General features: G+C 47.4%; 22 protein-coding genes. 13 read left to right on the top strand and 9 right to left on the bottom strand.

The features are described from left to right. Positions 1 to 2 precede the first annotated feature (2 nt). Entirely contained in the window at positions 3 to 1,241 is a 1,239-nt protein-coding gene (locus PED39_02570) for an orc1/cdc6 family replication initiation protein (protein WII08101.1), read from the bottom strand. Positions 1,242 to 1,707: 466 nt separating this feature from the next. On the opposite strand from PED39_02570, the gene PED39_02565 reads away from it, so the two are divergent. The 9 genes from PED39_02565 to PED39_02525 all read left to right on the top strand — a co-directional run bounded on the left by PED39_02565 (position 1,708) and on the right by PED39_02525 (position 7,607). Further along, complete coding sequence (locus tag PED39_02565) at positions 1,708 to 2,004, top strand: hypothetical protein (GenBank protein ID WII08100.1); 297 nt, start codon at positions 1,708 to 1,710, stop codon at positions 2,002 to 2,004. 6 nt (positions 2,005 to 2,010) lie between these two features. After that, complete coding sequence (locus tag PED39_02560; protein WII08099.1) at positions 2,011 to 3,333, top strand: tRNA(Ile)(2)-agmatinylcytidine synthase; 1,323 nt, start codon at positions 2,011 to 2,013, stop codon at positions 3,331 to 3,333. An 87-nt stretch (positions 3,334 to 3,420) separates the two neighbouring features. Continuing rightward, positions 3,421 to 4,599: an acetyl-CoA C-acetyltransferase gene (locus tag PED39_02555; GenBank protein WII08098.1), complete on the top strand. Its 1,179-nt coding sequence runs from the start codon at positions 3,421 to 3,423 to the stop codon at positions 4,597 to 4,599. A 67-nt stretch (positions 4,600 to 4,666) separates the two neighbouring features. Next, complete coding sequence (locus tag PED39_02550) at positions 4,667 to 5,260, top strand: TatD family nuclease-associated radical SAM protein (GenBank protein WII08097.1); 594 nt, start codon at positions 4,667 to 4,669, stop codon at positions 5,258 to 5,260. Between the two features lie 133 nt (positions 5,261 to 5,393). Beyond that, on the top strand, positions 5,394 to 5,603 hold the full coding sequence (locus tag PED39_02545) for a hypothetical protein (protein ID WII08096.1): 210 nt from the start codon (positions 5,394 to 5,396) through the stop codon (positions 5,601 to 5,603). A 184-nt stretch (positions 5,604 to 5,787) separates the two neighbouring features. Further along, positions 5,788 to 5,964, top strand: a complete 177-nt coding sequence (locus tag PED39_02540) for a hypothetical protein (protein WII08095.1) — start codon at positions 5,788 to 5,790, stop codon at positions 5,962 to 5,964. A 109-nt stretch (positions 5,965 to 6,073) separates the two neighbouring features. Then, positions 6,074 to 6,349 (top strand): hypothetical protein, encoded by a 276-nt coding sequence (locus tag PED39_02535; GenBank protein ID WII08094.1) that lies wholly within the window; start codon positions 6,074 to 6,076, stop codon positions 6,347 to 6,349. A gap of 192 nt (positions 6,350 to 6,541) precedes the next feature. Further along, positions 6,542 to 7,213 carry an SIMPL domain-containing protein gene (locus tag PED39_02530; GenBank protein WII08093.1) on the top strand — a complete coding sequence of 224 codons (672 nt, stop codon included), beginning with the start codon at positions 6,542 to 6,544 and terminating at the stop codon, positions 7,211 to 7,213. 46 nt (positions 7,214 to 7,259) lie between these two features. Next, positions 7,260 to 7,607 carry a hypothetical protein gene (locus PED39_02525; GenBank protein ID WII08092.1) on the top strand — a complete coding sequence of 116 codons (348 nt, stop codon included), beginning with the start codon at positions 7,260 to 7,262 and terminating at the stop codon, positions 7,605 to 7,607. Between the two features lie 123 nt (positions 7,608 to 7,730). Here PED39_02525 and PED39_02520 read toward each other — a convergent pair whose 3' ends face one another. The 3 genes from PED39_02520 to PED39_02510 all read right to left on the bottom strand — a co-directional run bounded on the left by PED39_02520 (position 7,731) and on the right by PED39_02510 (position 10,886). Then, positions 7,731 to 9,086, bottom strand: coding sequence for a DUF2130 domain-containing protein (locus PED39_02520; GenBank protein ID WII08091.1), 1,356 nt, complete (start codon positions 9,084 to 9,086; stop codon positions 7,731 to 7,733). A gap of 92 nt (positions 9,087 to 9,178) precedes the next feature. After that, on the bottom strand, positions 9,179 to 10,405 hold the full coding sequence (gene dcm / locus PED39_02515; protein WII08090.1) for a DNA (cytosine-5-)-methyltransferase: 1,227 nt from the start codon (positions 10,403 to 10,405) through the stop codon (positions 9,179 to 9,181). 25 nt (positions 10,406 to 10,430) lie between these two features. Then, entirely contained in the window at positions 10,431 to 10,886 is a 456-nt protein-coding gene (locus PED39_02510; GenBank protein ID WII08089.1) for a very short patch repair endonuclease, read from the bottom strand. An 81-nt stretch (positions 10,887 to 10,967) separates the two neighbouring features. On the opposite strand from PED39_02510, the gene PED39_02505 reads away from it, so the two are divergent. Genes PED39_02505 through PED39_02495 form a run of 3 tightly spaced genes read left to right on the top strand, consistent with a single transcriptional unit; the run spans position 10,968 to position 17,410 of the window. Next, on the top strand, positions 10,968 to 13,643 hold the full coding sequence (locus tag PED39_02505; GenBank protein ID WII08088.1) for a hypothetical protein: 2,676 nt from the start codon (positions 10,968 to 10,970) through the stop codon (positions 13,641 to 13,643). A 1-nt stretch (position 13,644) separates the two neighbouring features. Further along, positions 13,645 to 14,859: a hypothetical protein gene (locus tag PED39_02500; protein ID WII08087.1), complete on the top strand. Its 1,215-nt coding sequence runs from the start codon at positions 13,645 to 13,647 to the stop codon at positions 14,857 to 14,859. Next, positions 14,843 to 17,410, top strand: coding sequence for an SNF2-related protein (locus PED39_02495; GenBank protein WII08086.1), 2,568 nt, complete (start codon positions 14,843 to 14,845; stop codon positions 17,408 to 17,410). Before PED39_02500 ends, PED39_02495 begins: the two co-directional genes overlap by 17 nt. Before the next feature lie 86 nt (positions 17,411 to 17,496). On the opposite strand, the gene PED39_02490 is transcribed toward PED39_02495, so the two are convergent. Then, positions 17,497 to 17,646 carry a hypothetical protein gene (locus PED39_02490; protein WII08085.1) on the bottom strand — a complete coding sequence of 50 codons (150 nt, stop codon included), beginning with the start codon at positions 17,644 to 17,646 and terminating at the stop codon, positions 17,497 to 17,499. A gap of 302 nt (positions 17,647 to 17,948) precedes the next feature. Between PED39_02490 and PED39_02485 the strand changes: the two genes are divergently transcribed. Beyond that, positions 17,949 to 18,470, top strand: coding sequence for a hypothetical protein (locus PED39_02485; GenBank protein ID WII08084.1), 522 nt, complete (start codon positions 17,949 to 17,951; stop codon positions 18,468 to 18,470). Between the two features lie 61 nt (positions 18,471 to 18,531). Here PED39_02485 and PED39_02480 read toward each other — a convergent pair whose 3' ends face one another. The 4 genes from PED39_02480 to PED39_02465 all read right to left on the bottom strand — a co-directional run bounded on the left by PED39_02480 (position 18,532) and on the right by PED39_02465 (position 22,597). Further along, positions 18,532 to 19,614, bottom strand: coding sequence for a DUF3883 domain-containing protein (locus PED39_02480; protein WII08083.1), 1,083 nt, complete (start codon positions 19,612 to 19,614; stop codon positions 18,532 to 18,534). Next, positions 19,607 to 20,677 (bottom strand): DNA cytosine methyltransferase, encoded by a 1,071-nt coding sequence (locus PED39_02475; GenBank protein ID WII08082.1) that lies wholly within the window; start codon positions 20,675 to 20,677, stop codon positions 19,607 to 19,609. Before PED39_02475 ends, PED39_02480 begins: the two co-directional genes overlap by 8 nt. Then, entirely contained in the window at positions 20,674 to 21,804 is a 1,131-nt protein-coding gene (locus PED39_02470; GenBank protein ID WII08081.1) for a DNA cytosine methyltransferase, read from the bottom strand. The genes PED39_02475 and PED39_02470 overlap by 4 nt, the downstream gene beginning before the upstream one ends. Positions 21,805 to 21,928: 124 nt before the next feature. Next, positions 21,929 to 22,597 carry a hypothetical protein gene (locus PED39_02465; protein WII08080.1) on the bottom strand — a complete coding sequence of 223 codons (669 nt, stop codon included), beginning with the start codon at positions 22,595 to 22,597 and terminating at the stop codon, positions 21,929 to 21,931. Between the last annotated feature and the right edge of the window lie 427 nt (positions 22,598 to 23,024).

Raw genomic sequence — 23,024 nt, 5'->3', positions numbered from 1 at the left:
CCTCAGATCAGAGTGGTCTGTTTCGGAGGCTTATAATTGACGAGATCCTTGAAGAGCTCATCCTCTTTCAGGAGGTCGACGATATCCCTTGAAAGATTCAATTCTATCTCCTTGGTGCGTCCGTTGCGGCCGTAGGATTTGACCCTTGCATAGATGAGACCTAGCATGTCCAGTTCGGAGATCATGTCCGCGACCCTTCTCTGAGTCAAGGATGAGTAACCGATGATCTCGCAGATGTCCTTGTAAGAGCTGTACACCTCTCCGGTGATCATGGTCTTCTGACCTTTCTCTGTTATCTTGATGATGCTCATGAGGACGATCTTCAACTGATCGTTCAATGCCTTCTTCACGATCTCAGTGACCGCATCCATCTCGAACTTGTTCTTAGCCGATTTGACATGGGCTTCTGTGATGACGGGATCCCCGTTGCGCTCCGCGATCTCGGCTGAAAGCTTGAGAAGACTGATAGCCCTTCTAGCATCTCCTCCGTCCTGGGCGGTGATTGCCGCACAGTAAGGGATGACCCCGACATCGAGGATGCCTTCATCGAAAGCGTTGTTCGCCCTCTCGAGAAGGATATCGTTGATCTCCTCCACACTGTAGGGAGGGAAGATTATCTTCTCTTCGCAGAGTCTGCTTTTTATCTTGGAACTGAGGAGATCCGTGAACTTGGGATTGTTCGATATCCCTATCACCGAGATCTTGGATTCCTTCAGAGAATTGTTGATAGAAGTCAGATAATAGAAGACATCGTCACCGTTCTTGTTTATCGATCTGTCGATCTCATCCAAGACCACGATGAAGATCTTCTTCTGTTCTTCCATGTAGTTCTTCAGTTCTTCGATGATCTTATCGACCGACCATCCGGTATAAGGGACTTTCTTGGAAGAATCGGTTATGATCGTGTTCGCGATGTTGTAGAGGATTCCGTATGGGGTATCCGTTATCTCGCAGTTGATGTAGATGAGAGATACATTCTCCTCTGCAGAATCGGCCTTCTTCAGTTCCTTTCCTAGGAAATTCACTGTTACAGTCTTTCCTGTTCCTGTTTGACCAATAATCAATATATTCGAAGGTTTGATCTTGTTCAGTGAAGGAGCTATGATCTCGACCAATTGATTAAGGAGATCGTCCCTATGAGGAAGCGATTCCGGTATGTAGTCGGTCTGGAGGTATTTCTTGTATCTGACCAGATCCTTTCTCTTGTTGAGATATTGATTGAAGATATTTGGTTCAGTCATGTCAGATTTCTCCAGTGGCCTATACCGCTTTGTCGTTTTCTTTCCTCTGTAAGAGGTATCGTAGATATAAGGATTTTCAAAAGGTTCCTGTTAAGAGAATGATCCTTTCTTCAGGAATAGGGATTCTGCAATCAAAAGCTGCTATAAAATGGATGTTTTACCGATTATCAATTTTAGATTCTTAAACTTACGATATTCATCCAATCACAAGCATTTATATCATCATCATCGATAACGAATCTCCAGAGGTAACTCTTATGAAAGGTTGGATCACAATCGGACTCTGCGTCGCAGGGATCATCGCATTCATCGGTGTCCTGTACGTTCTCAACATGATTTTCTCCTGAAAAAAGGGTACATACCCTCTTTTCCGGTTCCAGTGGAAACGGTGGGGTGGGGGTCTATCATAGTTACTGTCGGAGTAACCATTTTAACCGACGTTCTGTAATGATATCGCCGATACTCTATGGATAGGAACATGGTCTTGGGATTATCAGTGATATTGCTGATATCGTTGTTCGCCTACTTCTCTGACGAGAACAATATAGAATATGATTATTCGGGGATCGTCCATGACATAAGGACCTCTTCCACAGGGTACACCTTCTCCATAGATTGTCCGGAAGGTGATCTCCGCTGCTATTACAAGGATATGCCTCAGGATATGGGATACTATTCGGTCAGAGGGGATTTCTCCAACGATCATACCATGTTTTTCGTCAAATGGATGACGAATAATGATATCTATGAAGATAGGGATTGAGAATCCATGTTCGTAGCTGTGGACGATACCGATTCCATGAAGGGGAACTGCACGACGTTCCTGGCTACGGAGATTATCAGGGAATTCTCAGATTTGGATCTGATCGGGAATCCTAGATTGGTGAGGCTGAATCCGGCCACGCCCTGGAAGACCAGGGGGAACGGTTCCCTTGTCATGAGATTCGGTAAAGGTACCGGGAAGAAGCGTTTCATCGGGATGATCGGTGACAGGAAGATCTTCTGCTACGATTCCTGTACTTCCTTCGAACCCGATCCGGAGATGATGAAGGATAGGATTATCCCCCATATCCTGGAGCATCATGAGGATGATGCGGACCCCGGTTTGTTGATCTCCAGGGTGAAGCCTTCCCAGAGCTTCTACTGGAATGGCGTCAGGACCATCATGGATCGCAAGGTCATCGATAAGGAGATCAAGAGGATCGGTGCGACCACCTATGAGATCGGCTGCGGAAGGGGGCTCATCGGCTGCACATGCGGCATGGCATGGAGGCCCAGGGACACGACATTCGAATTGCTGTCCTACAGGCCTTACGACAGATGGGGCACAGAGAGGATCTTTGATCCTCTGACCATAAGGGATGTGGAGCACGGCTATCCTACCACATTCAACAGCTGGGAGGACCGCATGCAGAAGGTGGCGATGGTCCCTTCCACCCCGTGTCCGGTGATGTACGGCCTCAGAGGAGACGATGAGAAGGATCTCATCGAGGCTTCGAAGAGGATCTCGACGGAGCCTATTGAGAGGTGGATGGTCTTCCTGACGAATCAGGGGACGGACGACCATCTCATCAGGGACCCTTCCAAGTTGGTCCCGAACCAATCGTACATCCTTAAAGGCACGATCGTCTCGCAGCCCCGGCACATCTCCGGAGGTCACGTCTTCATAGATATCGAGACGAGGCACGGAGTGCTCACATGCGGAGCATACGAACCGTCGAAGGAGTTCCGTTTCACGGTGGACTGGCTCATACCCGGTGACGAGGTGGAGGTATTAGGTGAGCTGAGGGAAGAACCCCGCACCCTGAACATTGAGAAGATTCATATCATCTCCACTGCGGACGAGTACAGGAAGGTCTCCAATCCCGTGTGCCCGAAATGTGGCAGGACCATGAAATCCAAGGGATCCGGACAGCCGTACAAGTGCAGGGACTGCCACACGTCCTCCGAAGAGCCCGTTTTGGAGAACGTCCGCAGGCAGGTCGTGCCCGGATGGTACGAGCCCCCGACGGCAGCCAGGAGGCATCTCTCCAAGCCCCTGAAGAGAATGGGTTTGGAGCAGCCTGTGGAGTTCCTCAACGGCAGGGTCTGAGCTTTTTGTATTCGGCGATAGTCGAACTTCGACAACGTCACTCTTTAATACTGAACCCATATCTTCACGATTAAAGGAATGATAACCATGGACGAAGTCGTAATCTTAAGCGCAGTAAGGACGCCCATCGGAAAATACGGAAAGACACTCACAGGCATCAAGGCCACCGACCTCGGTGCGATGGTCGTGAAGGAGGCTGTCAGCAGGGCAGGACTCCAGCCCACTGACATCGAGGAATGCATCATGGGTAACGTCATCAGCGCCGGACTCGGCCAGAACCCCGCGAGGCAGGCTGCCATCGGAGCCGGCCTCCCTGAGGAGATCGGTTCCTTCACCGTGAACGCCGTATGCGGATCCGGGATGAAGGCCGCCATGCTCGCAGCCGACGCCATCAAGGCAGGGGAGTACAACGTCCTCGCGGTCGGAGGAATGGAGAACATGTCCTCCGCCCCATACATCATGAACGGCGCCAGATGGGGATACAGGATGAACGACCAGACGGTCGTCGACGCCATGGTCCACGACGGACTTTGGGACATCTTCAACAACCAGCACATGGGATTCACCGGCGAGATCGTGGCCGAGAGGTTCAACGTCTCCAGGGAGGATGCCGACCAGCTGTCAGTGGAATCCCACCTGAAGGCCGCCAAGGCGACCAAGGAGGGCAAGTTCAAGAAGGAGATCCTTCCCATCACCATCCCCAACAAGAAGGGAGACATCATCTTCGACGCAGACGAGGGTATCAGGGAGGATTCCTCCATGGAGGCCCTCGGGAAGCTGAAGCCCGTCTTCAAGAAGGACGGAATAGTCACTGCCGGTAACTCCTCGCAGCTGAGCGACGGAGCCGCATCCCTGGTGGTCGCATCGAGGAAGTGGGCGGAGGAGCACGGACTCAAGCCCCTGGCGACCATCGAGGCCTACGGGGAGAGGGGAGTCAAGCCCGAGTACATCATGGAGGCCCCCATACCCACCACCAGGCACGTCCTCAAGAAAGCCGGAATGACCATCGACGATATCGACCTCTTCGAGCACAACGAGGCCTTCGCATCCGCATCTTGCGCGGTCAAGAAGGAGCTCAACGTCCCCGACGAGATCTTCAACGTCAACGGAGGCGCGGTCGCATTGGGACACCCCATCGGATGCTCCGGTGCCCGTGTGCTCACCACCCTGCTCTACGCGCTCCAGGACCGCAACAAGGACGTCGGTCTCGGAACCCTCTGCCTAGGCGGAGGGAACGCGGTGACGATGATCATCCGCAGGTGCTGATCAAACCAAGGGCCTCACGGCCCTTCTTTATTCACTATTTTATACCGAATCACTCATGGGAGTCACGATGCCCAGCATAGTCTACCGCTACGGATCGAGATACTACATCAACATGACCAACAGGTGCCCCTGCAGGTGCACCTTCTGCGTCAGGGACGAGACCGATCATCTAGGGGATGCTGACTCGCTGTGGCTGGACAGGGAGCCCACGGTGCAGGAGCTTGAGGACAAGCTATCATCGCTGGATCTGGAAGGGGTCCCGGAGATAGTGTTCTGCGGCTACGGGGAGCCAACGGAGAGGTTCGACGACCTCAAGGTCATCGCCAGGTTCATCAAGGATACCCTGCACAAGAGGGTCAGACTGGACACAAACGGTCTGGGCAACCTCATCAACGGCAGGGACATCGTGCCGGAGATGGTGGGTTTGGTGGATTCCGTTTCCATCTCCCTGAACGCATGCAACGCGGAGGAGTACCTGGAGGTCACCCGCAGCAGGTTCGGGATAGATTCCTACCAGGCGGTCCTGGACTTCATCAAGGAGTGCAGGGAGTCCATCGACGGCGTGACAGTCTCCGTCGTAGGGGGATCCATCAGTCAGGCCTCGGAAGAGGAATGCGGAAGGATCGCCGACAGGATGAGGGTGGCGTTCAGGGTAAGATGATCGATCCTTCTCTTTGAAGTCGGGAACGGTTGGTTTTTCAGTGTTTAGTTAGCGAGCGATCTAACCTTATCGTTACCAGGAACGGCACGAGCAAGATTATAAAACTGAGACATGCGGATGATAAATCGATAGTATGGAGGAAACGGCAAAGAGTTTCGCTGAGGAACTCAGGGAGCAGGCCATCGAGGATGCGCAGATCGATGTTCAGGCTAAGAATATCGTTTTCATGGTTAAGAGGAATAACATTTCGATAGACGAGGCTATGAGCAATCTGAGTATCGATCCATCATTAGAGAAAGACATCCGTTTCCTCGCCGAGAAGGAGCTTCAGAAAGGGGATTGATCAGATATCATCGACACCAAAATCAGGGTGTTCTCATCATCTACATAGGTCTTTGCATTGTACATATTGTCTACCCGGTTTGCCAACTAGAGAATGTACCGATTTCTTGAAGTGCAAGGAACGGCAAGGGCAAGATTATAAAATTAAGACAAGCGGATTGTTAATCGATAGTATGGAGGAAACGGTGAAGAGCTACGCTGAGGAACTCTTGGAGCAGGCAGTGGAAGATGCCCTGATCGAAGAGGATGCTAAGTTTGTCGTAGCGTTGGTCAGAAGCGACAACATCTCCATTGACGAAGCCCTTGTAAAGCTCAACATCAAGGAGTATCTCATCAGGGACGTTCGTTTCCTCGCCGAGTAGGAGCTTCAGAAAGCGGATTGATTAGACATACATCATCGACTCCATAATCGCGCGTTATTATCATCCATCATGCGTCTACCCTTTGTCTTCCAGGGCATGTACTGATTTCTTGAAGTACGAGGAACGGCACAGGCAAGATTATAATAATTGGATAGGGCACTGTTCAATCGATAGTATGGATGAATTGACTAAGAGCTATGCTGAGGAGCTTAGGGAGCAGGAAATCGATGATATTTTGATTGAGAACTATGCACATTCAGTAGCTTCGATAGTCAGAATTCGCAAAATGTCCATTGATGAGGCTATCGTCGATCTCGATATCAAAGAGCACCTCGTCAGGGATGTCCGTTACCTTGCAGAAAAGGAGCTTCAGAGAGCGGACTGATCATCGATCCATCTCTGAGCCGCAGCTTTGCTGATTTCACTCTCCAGCAGTTTCTTCACTGATATCATCGCAACCGTCCGGCTAACCCGCAGAAAAAAGATAACAAACATAACATTGTAGTGTTATTATACTCCTGCGACCCATATCGATCACGTAAGCCCCGGAATACTTCCGGGAGAAGAAGGTGAGAATATGGAAAGAATGATCACTATGAGCGGCAAGGCCACCGTGACCGCACCGTCGGATATCACCGTGGTGAGTTTCGACGTCACCGGAAGGGCGAAGGAGTACAGTAAAGCAGTGCAGGAGATGACCGACTGCACCGTGAGGCTGAAGGATGCCATAGAGAAGTCGGGCATAGCCCGCGAGGCGCTCAAGACCACCAACCTGTCCGTCTCTCAGGCCTATTCCAAGAGGAAGATCGGTGTGGACGAGGACGGTGATGACGTATACAAGGAATATCCGGACGGCTTCGTCTATGAGCAGGGTCTGTCCTTCGAGTTCCCCAACGACAACAAGAAGCTGGCGGATATCCTCGGCAGGATAATGAAGATGGACATCACCCCTAGGATCAGGTTCTCTTTCAGGAACAGTGACATGGAGGCCCTGAAGAACAGGGCGCTGCAGGAGGCATGCAGGCATGCAAAGGATGAAGCGGAGACCATCGTGCAATCCGTGGGTGCGAAGCTGGGGAAGCTGCTGAGCGTCGACAGGAAATTCAGCTCATACGGAGGGTACGAGGACTATTCCGATTGCAAGATGCTCGCATCGCCGATATACGATGGTGGATTCGGCTTGGATATAGATCCGGAAGATACTTCCGTCGAGGAATTGGTGACCATGGTCTGGGAGATCGAGGATTGATCAACGATGGGGGAGACCCCATCATCTTCCTGTGAGGTGCGGAACGATGGATAGACCAGCGATGAGGGACGATTGGCGGTTCGTAGACATCGGTGACCAATCCATCAGGATCATATTGAAGAGGAGATTCAGCTCCGAGGAGCTGGGGATCCTCAGATCCGGTCGCAGGCCCGAGGGCATGGATGACAGGTGGGGATCGTTCATGGAGGGGGATACATTGTACCTGTACCGCAGTTGGACCGGTAACAGCATCTATAGGCTGAGGATCGACGATGACGGAGAGAATGAGCTGTCAGTGAACACCGATCATGAGGTCTACAGGTACGAAGGGGATGAACAGAAAGAGTTGGATAGGGTCAACTCTATTCTGAACATCTGGTTATGTGGTGAATGATGCAATTCTCATTTAGGTATCACATTTGTCAGAGTAACATCTAATTGCATACCTAGCAGTTTGGTTAGGATATCTAGCATAGATGTCAGCTGCACACTTTTTCTTAATACCTTCCTTATCGATTCAATTCGATCGTTCGTCTGATTTCTGCTCATTATCGTCCTTCAGATCCGCGAATTTCTTCGCCATAGTGGGATTGTTCTTGGTCAGCTTCTTTATCGACAGGTCCTGGGCCTTGTCGTTCGCCAGTCTTAGGTTCCTCTCTGATCCTATCAGACCCTCCTTCACCTTCTGCAGGTGGTCGATGGTCTTGTCGATCTCATCTATGGCCTTGGCGAACCTCTCGCTCGCCAAACGGTAGTTCCTCTCGAAGCCGTCCTTGAAGGCGTTCATGTTCTCCTCGAAATGGGTGATGTCGAGATTCTGGTTCCTGATGTCCATGAGCTCCTGCTTGTATTGGAGGGAGTTCCTCGATGCGTTGCGCAGGAGGGTGATCATGGGGATGAAGAACTGCGGCCTTATGACGTACATCTTGGGGTATCTGTAGGAGACGTCCACTATGCCGGTGTTGTACAGTTCGTTGTCCGGTTCCAGCATGGTGACCAGGACGGCGTATTCGCATCCCTTCTCGGTGCGGTCCTTATCGAGTTCCCTGAAGAAGTCCTCGTTGCGGTGCTTGGTGGCGGTCTGATCGGCCTCGTTCTTCATCTCGAACATTATGCTGATGTACTCGACGCCGTCCTCGGAATCCCTGAAGATGAAATCCCCTTTGGATCCAGAGCCGGACACCTCGTTGTCCTTCTCGAAGTACGCGTTCTGGAATGCGGTGGGGCGCAGCTTGTTGAACTCGTTCATGCAGAAGATCTCAAGGGATTCCCCAATCATCTTGGTGCTCTGTTTCGCTTTGAAATCCTTGTAGAACTGGACCTCCTCGTCCTTCGCTTTGAGCTGCGACTCGTATTGGTTCCTGATGTTGTCCTGCTCGAGTCTGTTTGACATCTCGACTTGGTCGATCTTCGCTTTGAGTTCTGAGATCTCTTTCTCCTTGGAGTTGAGTTCCTCTATCTTCCTGTTCTCCGCTTCGGAGAGGGCGAGTTTCTTCTCGCTCTCCCATCCGGATTGTTTGGATTTCAGATCGGAGATCTCCTTCTCTTTGGCATCCTCGGCATCCTTCACGGCGATGGTTTTCTCCAGTTCGAACTTCTCGATCCTGGACCTGAGATCGGCTATCTCCCTGTCCCTGGAGGCTATCTCCCCGTTCAGCTGCTCCTTCGTCTTGTTGAGGAGGTCGGCGTGCCTCTTCTCCTCTTCAGCTTTGGTGATAGATACGGCATCGGCCTTCTCCTTCTCGTAATGCTGCACGCGGTACTCCATCTCCTTGGAGAACTCCGCGTCGCGCACCTGGCTGACTATCTTTCCGTAATCGGATTCGTCTATCTGGAAGAACGTTCCGCAGCGGGGGCATCTGATCTCGGACATGGAGAGGGTATGGTAGTGGAAGGATAAGAATCCTATAACCCTCGTGTTTGCATGTAATTCGAACCGTGATAAAGTCGAAAGAGGTCGATTCATCACATGTCTTCGAGACTTAGGATGCCCTTACCCATTCTCTCGATGAGATCCACAACAAGCGCATTACCCATTGTGAAATATCTCTGGCGTTTCGATAGCATGAAGGTCCAACCAGGCTCGAAGCCATTCAGTTTCTCGCACTCTTCGGGAGTCAGCACACGAAGCATGCCGTTGCCTGGATCCCTTATTACGTGAGAACTGCGGTTTCTTGTCCCTTCGGATGTGAGCATGGTTCTTCCAGGCTTGTCCAGCGGGTCCGGGAAAGGAATGGAGCCTTCGGAATAGTAATATTGGATGCCTGTTTTCTTGTTCGTTCTCAGCAAGCGTTTACTGCCCTTCATCTCAATCCATTTGTCGATATAATCCTCCTGCAAGTATGCAGGGTCATCGCAGCTATCTACGACGGTTGATAGTAATCCCTCGCCCTTCTTCTTGCGATACTTTGGAACGGTCTCGCATGTGTAGATGTTTCCCTTTGACATCACACCGGAGTTGTAGAAACGTCCTTCGAACCTGTCGGATACATCGACCAGGCCTTTGTAGGATTTTTTGATTTCGTAAGAGCCGATCTTCTCCAGGTCTTTCAGACCTTTGACCGGGAACACGGATTGGAAATAACCCTTCGAAAGGACCAGATCCTTCAAGTCGATGTCTCTCACTGTTTTGATGAACGGATGGTTCTCTCTGCAGGCGAATATGAATGTCCTCCTGCGTCTCTGAACCATTCCGTAGTCATTAGCGTTGATGACGCGCCATTCCACGTAGTACCCCTCGTCCGAAAGGCATCTGAGGATTACCCCGAAGTCCCTTCCTCTTTTGTCCACTGGTGATTTGAGGAGGCGATCCACGTTCTCTAAGAGAATGTATCTTGGGTGGTGCTTTTGAACGATGTGGTATAGGTCCCACCACAGGACTCCCTTTTTCCCTTGGATGCCTTTTGCATGTGTGGAAGCCACGGAATAATCCTGACAGGGGAAACCGCCTACTAGGAGTTCGAAGTCTTTTGGGACATCGTCCCTGACTTTAGAGATGTCCTCGTTCACATTCTTGGAGCCAGAGTTTCCGTAATGATATTCATAGCATGTGAAGGCGGCCTGCATCTTGGATTTTGGCTCCCATTGATTAGCCCAGATGGTCTTGAACCTCTCTGAAGAGGCTCTTTCTAACCCGACACGGAATCCCCCGACACCAGCGAACAATTCGACTACGCGGATGCAGGATTCCATGTTAGCGGGATCCAATCTACCGATATTAATCCTTCTTACGTTTGCCACGTTTCTTTTCATCATCCTTTGAGAGAATCAGTTCTGCGATACGTTCAATCTGCGATTCCAGATTCTTTTTGAGGTCGCATTCCCATACAACCATCACTGTCCATCCCGATGATTCCAATGCCGATATCTTATCAGCATCACGGATCTTGTTAGCCTCGAACTTGGATTCCCAGTATTCCCTGTTGTTCGTGGGCACGGGCAGATTGCACTTGGGGCATCTGTGCCAAAAGCATCCGTTAACGAATATGGCGATCTTCCTGCCCGGATAGCAGATATCCGGCCTTCCAGGAACCTTCCACTGCAGGCGGTAGCCGCTGTAACCTGCATCCCTGAGGCCTTTGCGGAGGATAAGCTCCGGTTTGGTGTCTTTGCGAACGTTTCCTTTCATGGATTTCGTGACGTTCTTATTCAAGGGCTTCGGCGCAGTCCTCATACTTCTCAGATTGGTTTACAGGTATATCATTGGTTCAGGATTAGGATGCTTAGTTTATAATCCGACAACTATTACGAATTGATGGGTGGAAGTGGCATCGAAGTTGAAGAGGCGATAATAGATTTTCTCAGGCAATTCGTCGGCAAGTCTTCTTCTGAGATAGAGGCCATCCTCAAGGAGCATCTCAATCCGCAGTCTAAAGGGTATTTCAGGTCCTTGGCGGATAGGATGTTGAAGTCATCGCCAGATCTATACTACGCTCTCATAACCAGTGGAACCTACATAAGAACCGTCCGTGTGAAGGATGATTCTCCTCCCAAGGAGAGTATGTCATTTCCGGCATTTGATTTTGAGGAGATGACCAACTCGTCATGGCAGCAGAGTGAATTCTATAAGCAGATTACCAGTAGGTTCCTTTTCTTGGTGTTTACATCATCTGATGATTCGGAGGACGGGGATTTCTCGTTTAAGAATGCGGCTTTCTGGTCAATGCCAGATGATGATCTCCAGAAGGCTGAGTTCGTATGGAACGATACCAGGCAGAAGATCGTTGATGGCAATATCGATGCTTTCATCCCCAAGACGGCCAACCTAATGGTACATGTGAGACCTCATGGACAGAACGCTGCAGAGAGGAAGTACAGCTTTTGGTTGAACAACGATTATGTTGGGAAGGTCATATCCTCACTTCCTGTTATCCAACCACCGTCTTCGACTGGAAACAAAGAGGCACCCAAGACTTTGGAACAGAACATCATAGGCGTCCTATCAGAAGCAGATGGACCGGTAGTCGCATTCAAGCTGAAGAAGAATTTAGATTCGAAATTGATGTTCAATGAGAGTTATGACCGCGTTATTGCATCGCTTCTGGAGAGAGGGGTCGTAGAACGTACTTCCAATGGGTTGTCCCTCAGGGTCCTGACCGTACATAAGATGGTGGAAAAGGCACCGGAGAACGTGAGGGATTATTTCGCTTTGGATTCAGAGGCATTTGAGTCAAGATACAAAGACGTCGATGATGAATTGTTGAGGATTCGTGCGTACTTCTCGGCAAGACCGAAAGAGGATGAATTGGCATCAGATTTCAGTTTGTACAAGTTCAAGGCAAAGCAGTTCATGGACCTGTATTCTGTGGACGAGGAGACCTATCGTTATCTTGAGCTCATGCATCCTAAGGGATGGAAGGAACCGGAGGATCTGCTGAACGATCCGACGAAGACTGACACCTTCAAGAGGAAGCTCCGCGCGATGATGTACAACAATATCGAGTTGGAGGATGGGAAATTGAATCTCTCCGACGATTCCATCATCGCATATGTTCTTTCCAAAATTGGCAAACCCAAGCACATATCAGAGGTCAGCAGGCTCTGCAAGGAGTTCGTAAACAAGAATTGTCTCAAAAACGCTCCCCTCTGTAAGATGAACAGTGCGGACATAAAGCTATGTTCTGACAAACCCGGAACCCATGTCCTGCGTTTGGATTCAACGACTGTCAGGTATTACCCATTCGATGAGAAGCAGGTCACAGAGTTCCTCAAGAGATTGGATCTGGGGAGGTATAGCGATTCCTATATCTCTGCTCAATTGATAATCATCGATTCCAAGGCCATCTGTGATGAGTATGACATAAGGAACGAGCAGGAGATGTACATGCTCTTGAGTAAGTACAAGCACAACAGCATCCTTACTTCATTGAACATGGTGTTGCCGACATCTCCGTCTGTATGCTTCGGTCAGGCGACGATACCTGATCAGATAACAGCGTTGTTGCAGGAGACCGGTCGCATAAACAAGAACGATTTCTGCAGGATGTACTCAGAAAGATACGGAATGAAGGAGCAATCCATAAGATCCCTCATGACTAAGTTCTCCCAGTACTCCAATGGGGATTACTTCGACATGAATCTGCCGAAGTTCTCAGACGAGGTAATCGAATACCTCTCGACGATGATGAGTCCTCCCAGGATTATGTCTCATGATGTGGCCCGTAAGCTGTTTTTCAAGGCTGAATCCAAGTTCGACATAAAATCAGATGATAAGAGCACACATAAGACTAAGAACGATCCGTATTACAACATCGATAACCTTAATAGATTGGGGTACAGAAGTGCTCAAGGTTCAATTTATCCGGATGCCTACCAGTCGTTACGTGAGGCCGTCGATAAGGAACTGTTCTCCAAGGATTTCGTGACAATCACCGATGAGATGAGGGACAACAAATCAGTAATGAACATATTCAACGATTATCTGGAAAGTCGCAGGTATTACCTCATCGAGGGGGACACATATGTCACTGCGGACAAATTGTACGGAGCAGGTGTCACAGACGACATGATTGCAGATTATCAGTCTGCGGCAGCATCCTTCCTCGAACCTGACAGCTACTTCACATTGGATTTCCTCCATAATTGCGGATTCCAGCATGAACTGGAGGAACAGGGGTTCGAGGATGAGTTCTACGAGAACATCCTCTGTCTCTCCAGGAACCTCAGGTGCGGTGAGATCCACAAGCATAAGGTGTTCACCAGCATGGAGAAGTTCAATCGCAACGGGGCGATAGTAGATATGACGCTGACCGCCCTCGGCAATGATGACAGTGATTACGAAATCGATATCGTAGATAAAATCGATGAGCTATACGGCTTAAATCTGGGCAGGGAGCTTAGAAATGAACATAAGCCTTTAAGGTATTGCAAGTACACTGAGAAGATATTCCGTGACGATCAAGCGTACGTAGATGAAATGACAGGGGCATAAAATGACCGAGCTAGATTTATCCAATTCGAACATTGTTCAAGAGACCGATCTTTCCAAGAAATTGACCATCGATGGTCAGACCAAGGCCTATCAGGTCTACAGGATTAAGCTGGACCAGCTCTACTACAATGATCAGAATGATAGGATAGCCACATGGATGAGCAAGTACGAGTCGGAAAATGGCGCGATAGACATCAACAATCCCGAGTACAACAACATCATCCACGATATGATCAAAGAGAGCAATCTGGATGCATTCAAGAAGACTAAGAACAATATCAAGCTGTATGAACAGAGGGAGTCTGGTGTCGTCCTAAGGGACGGCAGGATCATCGATGGTAACCGTCGTTTCACATGCCTGAGGGAGCTCAGCCTCGAGGATCCCAAGTTCAGCTTCTTCGATGCTGTCATCCTTGACAACACATATGATGACGAGACCGGGAAGAAGGCGATAAAGTCGCTAGAGCTCACACTCCAGCATGGAACGGAGAAGCAGGTGGACTACGACCCTATAAACAAGTTGGTGGGGATTTACAGGGATCTGATTGAGGATGGGCATTCTTTCGAACCTAAAGAGTACGCACGTTGCATCGACCAGAAAGAGGCTGAGGTTCGTAAGCTGATGGAGATTGCCAATCTTATGGTGGATTTCCTGGAATTCGTCAATGCCCCTAAGCAGTTCTACATAGCATCGAATCTCAACATAAATGGGCCGCTTTATGAGATTCATAGCGTTTTGAAGAAGCTACCAGATGATGAGGTGAAGGAGAGGTACAAGAAGGATATGTTCGCGTCTCTTCTCTTCGGTTCAGGCGACATGACTCGCCAGATTAGGAAATTTAAGAAAATTGCTGAGAGCGAGCTATCTGAGGAGTACCTTACCGCCACCCAGGAAATAGTGGATGAGGTCATTGAAAAGATAGCATCTATAGACGAGCCGATCACACAGACAGTCATATCGGAGCAGATAAGGAACGATGAGGAGCTAGCCAGAAAGATTGAGGAAACGGTGAACTCTGAGTTCGACCGCATCTCTATCATGAATGCCAAAGATGCACCGCTCAACCTCGTTGATAATGCGATGATGAAGATTTCAGCTATCGATAAACCATCCATAGAGATCGTCGAGCAAAAGGACGACCTAAGATACAAGCTAGAAGAGCTCAAGAAGATGGTAGAGGAACGTCTAGGGATGCTGAATGACCAGACTAGATGAGTTGCAAGGATACTACGACTCCTCCGAGAAGGATTTGCTGAATGATTTCTACATTCCGTTCTTCAGAGCTGCAAAGAGGTTCGACCGTGTATCCTGCTATTTCTCTTCGAAAGCTTTGGCAGCATACTCGCAGGGCCTCGTTGAGTTCGTACACAAGCCCGATTCGAAGTATAGGCTCATCGTGTCTGAAGACATCGAAAAAGAGGATTTCGATGCTATAACCAAGGGAGAGAAGAGTCTCGAGGATCTGGATCCCATGTTCCTGAGCCGTCTGCGCGAGGATCTCACATTGGATGAGGAGGATTCTCTTCAGATTCTAACGGATCTGATTTCAGCCGGTGTGGTCGAGATCAAGATTGCACTAGTTCGCAAGGGGATTTTCCATTACAAATGGGGGTATGCTGAGGGCTATGATGGCGATGCGATGCTGATGCTTGGATCCAATAATGAGACAGCAGCGGCAATCGAAGAGAATTACGAGAGCTTCGATTTCAGAAGATACGAATCATTCGATTCACATAAGGAGAATTTTGAGAGGATGTGGAACGATGATAAGCCTGGAATGATCGTCAAGAAACCTTCAGAGGTTGTTTGGAAGGAGATTAAAAGCCATTCCCATGGCGGCGTGGCTGTGATAGACGAGATCGATAAGACGAAGAATTGCATCTTTCTGGATTTCGATGGTAGCACGATAGTTCTCGACAACCGTCTAGACAATCCTCCAACCAATTATGCAATCGTCTATAAGTCTGATATCAAAAGGTTCGTATCATCATTCGACAAGGAGATAGTATTCCGCAAGGATCTAGATTACATCTCCTTCCAGCGCATTATCAGTAACCTCGGCTCATACTGCCATGACAAGGACATAAGGTTAGCAGTCTCCAAGAGGTTGATGGATTACATCAATTCACACGATCTCATCATACAGAAGAGAAGGAAGTTAGGGATTGATATCAAGAACCGCGCTCACAACATCATGAACGAGTTCATCGTATACAAAAAGACAGTCGATGAGGCCAGTGTGAGGCATCTGTACGATCAGCAGATGTGGGACTCATTCTTCATGTATGCGATGATGAAGGCCGGTAACTTCTCAGTACCGGGATCGGGAAAGACAGCATCTGTCCTGGGGGTATTAGCTTACCTCAAGTCGACATCCAATCTTCTGAACATGGTGGTGGTGTGCCCATTAAACTCATTCGATTCCTGGATTTCAGAGTACAGGGCGATGTTCGGTCGGGAACCCAAAGTGTTCGATTCCAGAGATCATCAGGGAACATCTTCTCTGGCGGCATTCTTCAACAGCTATGCCACCGTGGATATGGTTCTGATAAACTATCAGAGCCTCTGGAAATACGCATCCGCCCTCAATGAGTACCTCATATCAAAATGCCTGCTGGTCTTCGATGAGGGTCACTACATCAAGGGCTGGAGCACCAAGAGGTCTGCGGCATCCAGGATGGTAGCGGAGGAATCGACGCGCACGTTGGTCCTCACAGGTACTCCTATGCCCAATTCGTATTCAGATCTCTACAGCATACTGCATATCCTCTTCCCTAAGGAGTACGGTTCATATTTCAAATACGATCTTTCTTCTCTTCGGAACCCCACTCAATCTGTGATACAGGACATCAATGACAAGATCCAACCGTTCTACTGCAGGACGAGTAAGGATGATTTGGGGGTGCCGCCGGAGAATCCGGATATCCAGATACTTGTGGAATCAACCAATGAGGAGAATCTGCTCTACAGCAGGATAAAGGAAGTCTGTGCAGGCAATCCGCTGACATGGATCATCCGCCTTCTCCAGGCGGAATCGGATCCGAGTATGCTGTTGAAGGACGAGGTCCCTGACGAATTGGTGCAGAGCTTCAAGGATGAATCAACCGATGACTACAATCCGGATGTCATGGCAACGCTGCTGCCATCCCTTAAGGATTTGGCTCCGGTGATCTCAAAGATTGGTGTTACCTCAAAGACCAGATTATGCATAGATCAGGTATCGATGCTCGTCAGGGAGGGCAAAACCGTCATAGTATGGTGCATCTTCAGGAAATCCATATACAACATCAAGGATCTTCTGGGCGCAGAGGGCATCTCCTGTGAGAGCATCGATGGTAGTGTCCCGGTGCATGAGCGCTCCAGGATCATCAATGATTTCAAGGGTGGCAGGTTCTCTGTGCTCATCACGAATCCACATACTTTGGCAGAATCGGTTTCATTACATACTGTATGCCATGACACCATTTACTACGAGTACAGCTATAATCTGGTCCACTTGCTCCAGTCCAAGGACCGCATACACAGATTGGGTCTGTCTGATGATCAGTACACGCAGCACCGCTTCATGAAGGTGACTTACGGCGGGATGATGTTGGACGGCATCAGCAGTGGGCATTCCACATCATTGGATGATGAGATCTACAATCGTCTGAAGATCAAGGAAACCATAATGAAAGAGGCCATCGAGACAGGTAAACTGGAGGGGGTGCTCTCTTCATCTGACGAAGATATCAGGGAGATATTCTCGAAAATGGGTTGGGATTGAAAGATTTGTAACTGGAATTGTATCGTTGTCAGAATATTCTCATCATCTTTTCTTTTCCGTATTTCAGCCCTTTATGATACGCTCTATCAAGCATCTCCCGAAGAGTTTTCATATCTGCATGGAACCAGTCTTCTTAGCTCTTTCTCGGCCTCCTCGCATCCGTGTTCGACTGCACATTTGTACATGTCTATGGCCATGCCCAGATCCTGTTGAATTCCTTCTCCTTTCTCGTACATCCATCCAAGCACTCTGTATCCGTAGCCGTACCCTTTCAGGACCGAGCTTCTCCGCTTCGCTTTTGATGAACACCGCCCAGGAGATGCCCTGGACCTTTATCAGCTTTGAAATCTCGAGGAATTCGTCCATCGAGCATAGAAAATAGGAGTTGGGAATATAATTAGTTGGTTTTACGATGTAATACTGAACGGATTCTTGATGATTCATAGAATAGAAAAAACACATGACTGCCTCATTGTAGGATCAATCCGTGACCTCTTTAGCAGCGCAGCTAAATACAATGCTGCAGCTTACATTTACGATGTCACTTGATCTCTCGAATTTGGAAACGGGGGAGTTAATAGAAGCTTACGGCGACTGCATAGCTCTTTTGAAGGAACGTAACGTAATCCGTACCAATAACGTTGTGGGGGATTTGGGAGAATATCTTGTAATGGAACAGTACAAAAAAGATACGACACTTCCCAACCTAACCCCTGCGGCTACAGGAACCAAAAACGTCGATGCCATCGGCCGTAACGGAAAAATGTACAGTATCAAAACCACAACCGGCTCAGTCACGGGTGTAATTTACGGGCTCCATACACCGGACGAAAACGTGCCAGACGAGAAGATGTTCGATTATCTGGTGATATGCCGCCTGGATCGCAATTACCGGTTGAAAGCAATCTATCAACTGGACTGGGATGCGTTTGTTAGACACAAAAAATGGCATTCACGGATGCGTGCATGGAATGTATGCGTCAGCAAAGAGGTTATAGCAGATTCCCGGATTGTTTATGAATCTGGAGAAGAGGATTTCAACCAGACCAGATTGTTTTGAATGACGAGTTCAATCAATTGTTCAATAGAATCGATGACGTCTCTCAAATCATAAACCGATATCAAAAATCAAGATTGATTTCCTCGTCGAACAATAGGTCGTTGCTGTTTGGATCTATGGTAAGTTTGGCTGTTTCAAGTGTTGTTAACAACTTCAAGCGTTCAGCACATTCCTTCAATATCGTGTCGATTTTCTGGAAATTCTCTTTTGAATTGGAACACACTCTTAAGCAATACTTGGCATTGTTGCCGCGATATACCCTGTAAATGGCATAATTGCTACCGCTATTGGCAACAAAATCTATTTCCTGCTTACTGAAGACCATTGGGCGTGAGAAATCGTACCCCGTGGTCTTTACGTCGAGATATACGATTTCATCCGATTTTTTTACGATAAAGTCATACGGTTCGCCGCTTTCACCATCTTTGTTCTTCCATTCGTATTCATCTATTTTCTTCTGAGTACGTAATTCTTGGAAATACCGGTTGATTATTTCCTCGCCTTCACGACCGATTTCTTGCATCCTCTTTGATGCTTTTACGTAGTTCTTGTGAGTGAAGCGGGTTTTTTGATTACCTGTCTGAACAGCGATTTCCAACTCTTTGTCCATTCCGCCCAGATACTCAGTCAAAATCGGATTAATGCAGGAAAGAATCGTCCTATAACGATTATCGTCAGAAGATATGCCCTTCGAGATGCGTTTATCGGGGTTAATTCCGTTTTTAACAAGACATTTGTATATATCCGACTCCGAATCGAATAGTATAAAAACGGGCGTTTTATCAATCAGACTGAACCAAATAAGATACCATCCGCAATCCTTCTTCCGACAGATTTCACGTATTGTCTTCAGCAAACTAGCATCTTGGTTTATGCCTGTACGAAGACCGATGCTACGTCCAGATCCTCCCCCAGACGGCTGAATTCTGTGATAACTCGCTGGAAGTGTTTTTGACATCTGATCGTACAGCAGAATCGATTCGGCCTCATCGTCATCCTCAAAAAACTTAAAGATACTATTGATTAAACCGATATGGGTTTGATGAGTCGACTCGTGCCCTAGATCAGCGCCACTCAGCTTTTTTAAGCCAATAATCTGGTCGTAGATTTCTATGGATTGTGAAGGGTTTGAAATATCACTCATCAGTTAGATGTAAATGCACGAAAAGATAATATAATATTGCATAGACGGTGTTTACGCTGACCGCATTTCCTGCTTGTTTGTATAACTGACAATCAGAAACTCCCGATGTTTCAACCTTATCGAAGTAAGTAGAGTCAAAACCTTGTAAAGCAAAAGCTTCTCTAGGAGTTATTCTCCTAATTGGCTGTTTTGCCAACTCTTCTTTGGAGAATTGTTTTTTAACATATTCCTCGGGATTGTCTGATTCGATATATCCCGTACTGAAATAATTGTCTTGGCAGGCCCTGTGCATTTTAGCCATTGTAGCGGTTAACGGACGGGCAATTAGTTGATTGATCTCCGAACGGGATTGGAAATTCTTCGATCCATTTGCGAGAATAGTCGGTTTTATCCTTTCGGATAAGAAATATTTGGCATCAACTGACTTAGAAAGCACCTCGTGTGTGTTATCTTGCTTCATTATCGAGGTCTTTCTCTCAATTTTATCGAAAGTAGTTTTCACGACACCGTTTGAAAAATCAATGTCTCCCATAGATTTGGGATACGCGAATATGTAGATCCTATTGCGAGTTTGAGCAAGACCGTAATCAGACGTGTTGAAAATATCCATTTTTACCCTATAGTTTGCGGATTCAAGAGTGCTGATAATGACGCTGAGGGTATCTCCCGAATCGTGTGTTTTGAGATTTTTTACGTTTTCAAGAAGAATGTAACGGGGCTTCTTGATACGTACGATTTTCATTATTTCGAAGAAAAGGTTGCCACGATCATCATCAAAACCTTTCTGCTTACCCATCATACTGAATGGCTGACAAGGAAATCCGCCTGTTATCAAACTGATATCTGGGATGCTCTTAATGTTCGATTCGTCGCTGTTGAATTCAACTATATCGCCGATATCCATCTCGCCATTTGTATCGAAGACACTGTTGTATGTCCTCTTAGCGTTGACGTCTATCTCTGAATACCCAACAGTTTTGAATTCCACTCCGAAGTCGATTTCCAATAATTCTGAGGCCTGGCGGAAACCACCCACACCGGAAAAAAGTTCTAATTGTTTCATAAATGTTTAATGACCTCTTCTCCGATAGCTTGGGCCAATTTTACTGGCACGGCGTTTCCAGCTTGCTTATACCAACTGTTTTGTGCCCCGTAGAAGATAAAATCGTCGGGGAAGGTTTGGATGCGGGCGGCCTCACGGGGGGATAGCCCTCTAGCTTGTGTGGGATGAATGTACATATTACAATCAAACTTCATGTGGGAGGTAATAGTCTTGCAGACTTCGTCCTCTTTGAGTTTGAAATATTTGTCCTTGAAAATGTCGTTACGTGATGCGTAAGGCATTATATCTTTGATACTAGGGTGAAGCGAATTTGCCCCCTGGGGCAACCTCGTAAATATCTCAATGTCGCGATTGTTGTTGTACCGGTTCTTATGATTATATAGGGATTCAATCTTCCTGTCCCCATTAATGAATCTATAGAACTCGTCCATTTCATACTTGTAATCTCTGGCAAAGTATCCGACTTCGTCATTTTCAATGGAACTGCTGTTTTTCTGTCTATTGGGCATCAATGGGGGGAGACCTTTTAATGCATCGCGGAGAACAAAACGAGGGCACGAATCTGACTTGGAACGTATATCTGCGATGATTGAATCTGAAGATATACCCATTCTATTTCCAATAACGATAAGCCTCTCCCTGTTCTGGGGGACACCGTAATCTTTGGCGTTGAAAACAGAGTAAGATACGTCATACTCATTTCCAAGAATGTTTTTTATGTCCTCGAAAATTTCTCCAATTTTGTTCAACATCCCTTTTACATTTTCCATGATGAAATATTTGGGACGAACGTGGTCCAGGAATCTCAAATATTCTTTGTATAGGATATTGCGGGGATCATCAATCAAACGCTGACGGTTAGCCATTGAAAAACCTTGACAAGGCGGACCACCACATACTAGGTCAATGTCTTTGAGATAATCCGAGTAGTCCTCGATGTGGTCATTTAGATCTGCAATGTCGCCTATAAACATCTGTTCTTCTGAAATGTTACGATTTTTTATGAATGTGTTAGAGCAGACGGGATCTATGTCACTGGCAAATACTAATTTGAATCCAGCTTGTTCCATTCCAAGACTGAGCCCCCCGCATCCGGCAAACAAATCTGCAAATCTAAACGAACTCATGAACAAAAAGGAATATTGAATTTAACAAATAAATCTATTCAAAGAACCCTATTGATGCGTCTCTCAAAACCCTCCAATTACAGCAAAGAGTGTTTGTATTTCATACCCTATCGAAATCATTCCACTAAGGGAAGACAATTGTATCAGAGGGAGTTGTAGATTTTGTTTGTGTGACCTCAATTTTTGAATCGATCCCCGCTATGAGCCAACCATGTTCCTTTTCTGGCAAACGGGATTCGACTTTAACAATGCGTCCCGGGATTGATTCCACGATGAATTTGTAACCATCCTCATCCAATTTGATTCTAGAAGGATCGCTGCAAGAAACCAGTTGCCTCCATTCTGTTTCTTTGTCAAATTCCGGTTTCTTCGTGTAAAAAGACATGTGGGACAGATTGATGATTTCCTTGGTCGAAGATTCGAGATCATCCTTGATTGAGTCGAAACCTTCCTTTGCTATACGAAGCATCATCTGACCGTATTTTTCTCTCAAATCATCCGCTTTCGCGAGATAGTCGGAATAAACGACCAGTTTCAACTTTGTATAATCCGGTTCAAACCAAACACAGACGCCATCGTCCTTAGCGTATTCGTGCCACATATATTCCGGATTATTACCATCCGAGAAACTACCGATGAAAACATTGTTTTCCATCGCATCCTGGACACTGTTCCAAATGGAGATTATATCCAAATTCTGCTCCTCGAGCATTGCTTTTAGGATCCGTGCTCTAACCACATCCAAAAAATCATTAGTATTCATCTCTGGTGCAATCGGGAGCTTGCATTCCATATGATCATCTCTTCTGTACTCGCCCACGCTTCCAAATTTAGTCACCGAGTTGAGTATATTGTCTACTGCATGGCCTTTGGGCATGTATTTGCATAGCAGGGCAGGTTTTTCTTCAGAATAATAGGGTGTACTGTGTGATTTCGCGTATTGCTCTACTGTGTCATCGAGAGACTGTATCTGCGCATCTACAAGACGTTTGTATCCTTTGACACTCCTATCCTAGATTTCCTTGAGATTTTTGCTTGCTGTAGGGTTGATTCTCCAGAATGCAATCCGTAACTTCGTCCAAACGATAGGTCTTCTGTGAAGGTACTCTCTGACATCGGGGTCACGCATCACGCGACCTCTTGCCTTTTTGAATTCTTGACGAATAGTATCGTCGGGCACCACATTAAATCTAGTCTTCACAACCCCTCATTAAGATTGT

This window comes from Methanomassiliicoccales archaeon LGM-RCC1 (assembly GCA_030168575.1).
Lineage (GTDB): Archaea > Thermoplasmatota > Thermoplasmata > Methanomassiliicoccales > Methanomethylophilaceae > Methanoprimaticola.
Note: the sequence above shows the minus strand (reverse complement) of the source record. Positions and strands in the feature narration are given on the sequence as shown.

Excerpts from the sequence above, each read along its gene's own strand:
- PED39_02520 (WII08091.1), bottom strand. The coding sequence starts at position 9,086 with ATGTCCGAGATCAGATGCCCCCGCTGCGGAACGTTCTTCCAGATAGAC.
- PED39_02545 (WII08096.1), top strand. The coding sequence starts at position 5,394 with ATGGAGGAAACGGCAAAGAGTTTCGCTGAGGAACTCAGGGAGCAGGCC.
- PED39_02565 (WII08100.1), top strand. The coding sequence starts at position 1,708 with ATGGATAGGAACATGGTCTTGGGATTATCAGTGATATTGCTGATATCG.
- PED39_02485 (WII08084.1), top strand. The coding sequence starts at position 17,949 with ATGTCACTTGATCTCTCGAATTTGGAAACGGGGGAGTTAATAGAAGCT.
- PED39_02480 (WII08083.1), bottom strand. The coding sequence starts at position 19,614 with ATGAGTGATATTTCAAACCCTTCACAATCCATAGAAATCTACGACCAG.
- PED39_02470 (WII08081.1), bottom strand. The coding sequence starts at position 21,804 with ATGAGTTCGTTTAGATTTGCAGATTTGTTTGCCGGATGCGGGGGGCTC.
- PED39_02490 (WII08085.1), bottom strand. The coding sequence starts at position 17,646 with ATGTACGAGAAAGGAGAAGGAATTCAACAGGATCTGGGCATGGCCATA.
- PED39_02465 (WII08080.1), bottom strand. The coding sequence starts at position 22,597 with ATGGAATGCAAGCTCCCGATTGCACCAGAGATGAATACTAATGATTTT.
- PED39_02555 (WII08098.1), top strand. The coding sequence starts at position 3,421 with ATGGACGAAGTCGTAATCTTAAGCGCAGTAAGGACGCCCATCGGAAAA.
- PED39_02560 (WII08099.1), top strand. The coding sequence starts at position 2,011 with ATGTTCGTAGCTGTGGACGATACCGATTCCATGAAGGGGAACTGCACG.
- PED39_02475 (WII08082.1), bottom strand. The coding sequence starts at position 20,677 with ATGAAACAATTAGAACTTTTTTCCGGTGTGGGTGGTTTCCGCCAGGCC.
- PED39_02530 (WII08093.1), top strand. The coding sequence starts at position 6,542 with ATGGAAAGAATGATCACTATGAGCGGCAAGGCCACCGTGACCGCACCG.
- PED39_02570 (WII08101.1), bottom strand. The coding sequence starts at position 1,241 with ATGACTGAACCAAATATCTTCAATCAATATCTCAACAAGAGAAAGGAT.
- PED39_02510 (WII08089.1), bottom strand. The coding sequence starts at position 10,886 with ATGAGGACTGCGCCGAAGCCCTTGAATAAGAACGTCACGAAATCCATG.
- PED39_02500 (WII08087.1), top strand. The coding sequence starts at position 13,645 with ATGACCGAGCTAGATTTATCCAATTCGAACATTGTTCAAGAGACCGAT.
- PED39_02505 (WII08088.1), top strand. The coding sequence starts at position 10,968 with ATGGGTGGAAGTGGCATCGAAGTTGAAGAGGCGATAATAGATTTTCTC.
- PED39_02495 (WII08086.1), top strand. The coding sequence starts at position 14,843 with ATGACCAGACTAGATGAGTTGCAAGGATACTACGACTCCTCCGAGAAG.
- dcm (WII08090.1), bottom strand. The coding sequence starts at position 10,405 with ATGGAATCCTGCATCCGCGTAGTCGAATTGTTCGCTGGTGTCGGGGGA.
- PED39_02525 (WII08092.1), top strand. The coding sequence starts at position 7,260 with ATGGATAGACCAGCGATGAGGGACGATTGGCGGTTCGTAGACATCGGT.
- PED39_02550 (WII08097.1), top strand. The coding sequence starts at position 4,667 with ATGCCCAGCATAGTCTACCGCTACGGATCGAGATACTACATCAACATG.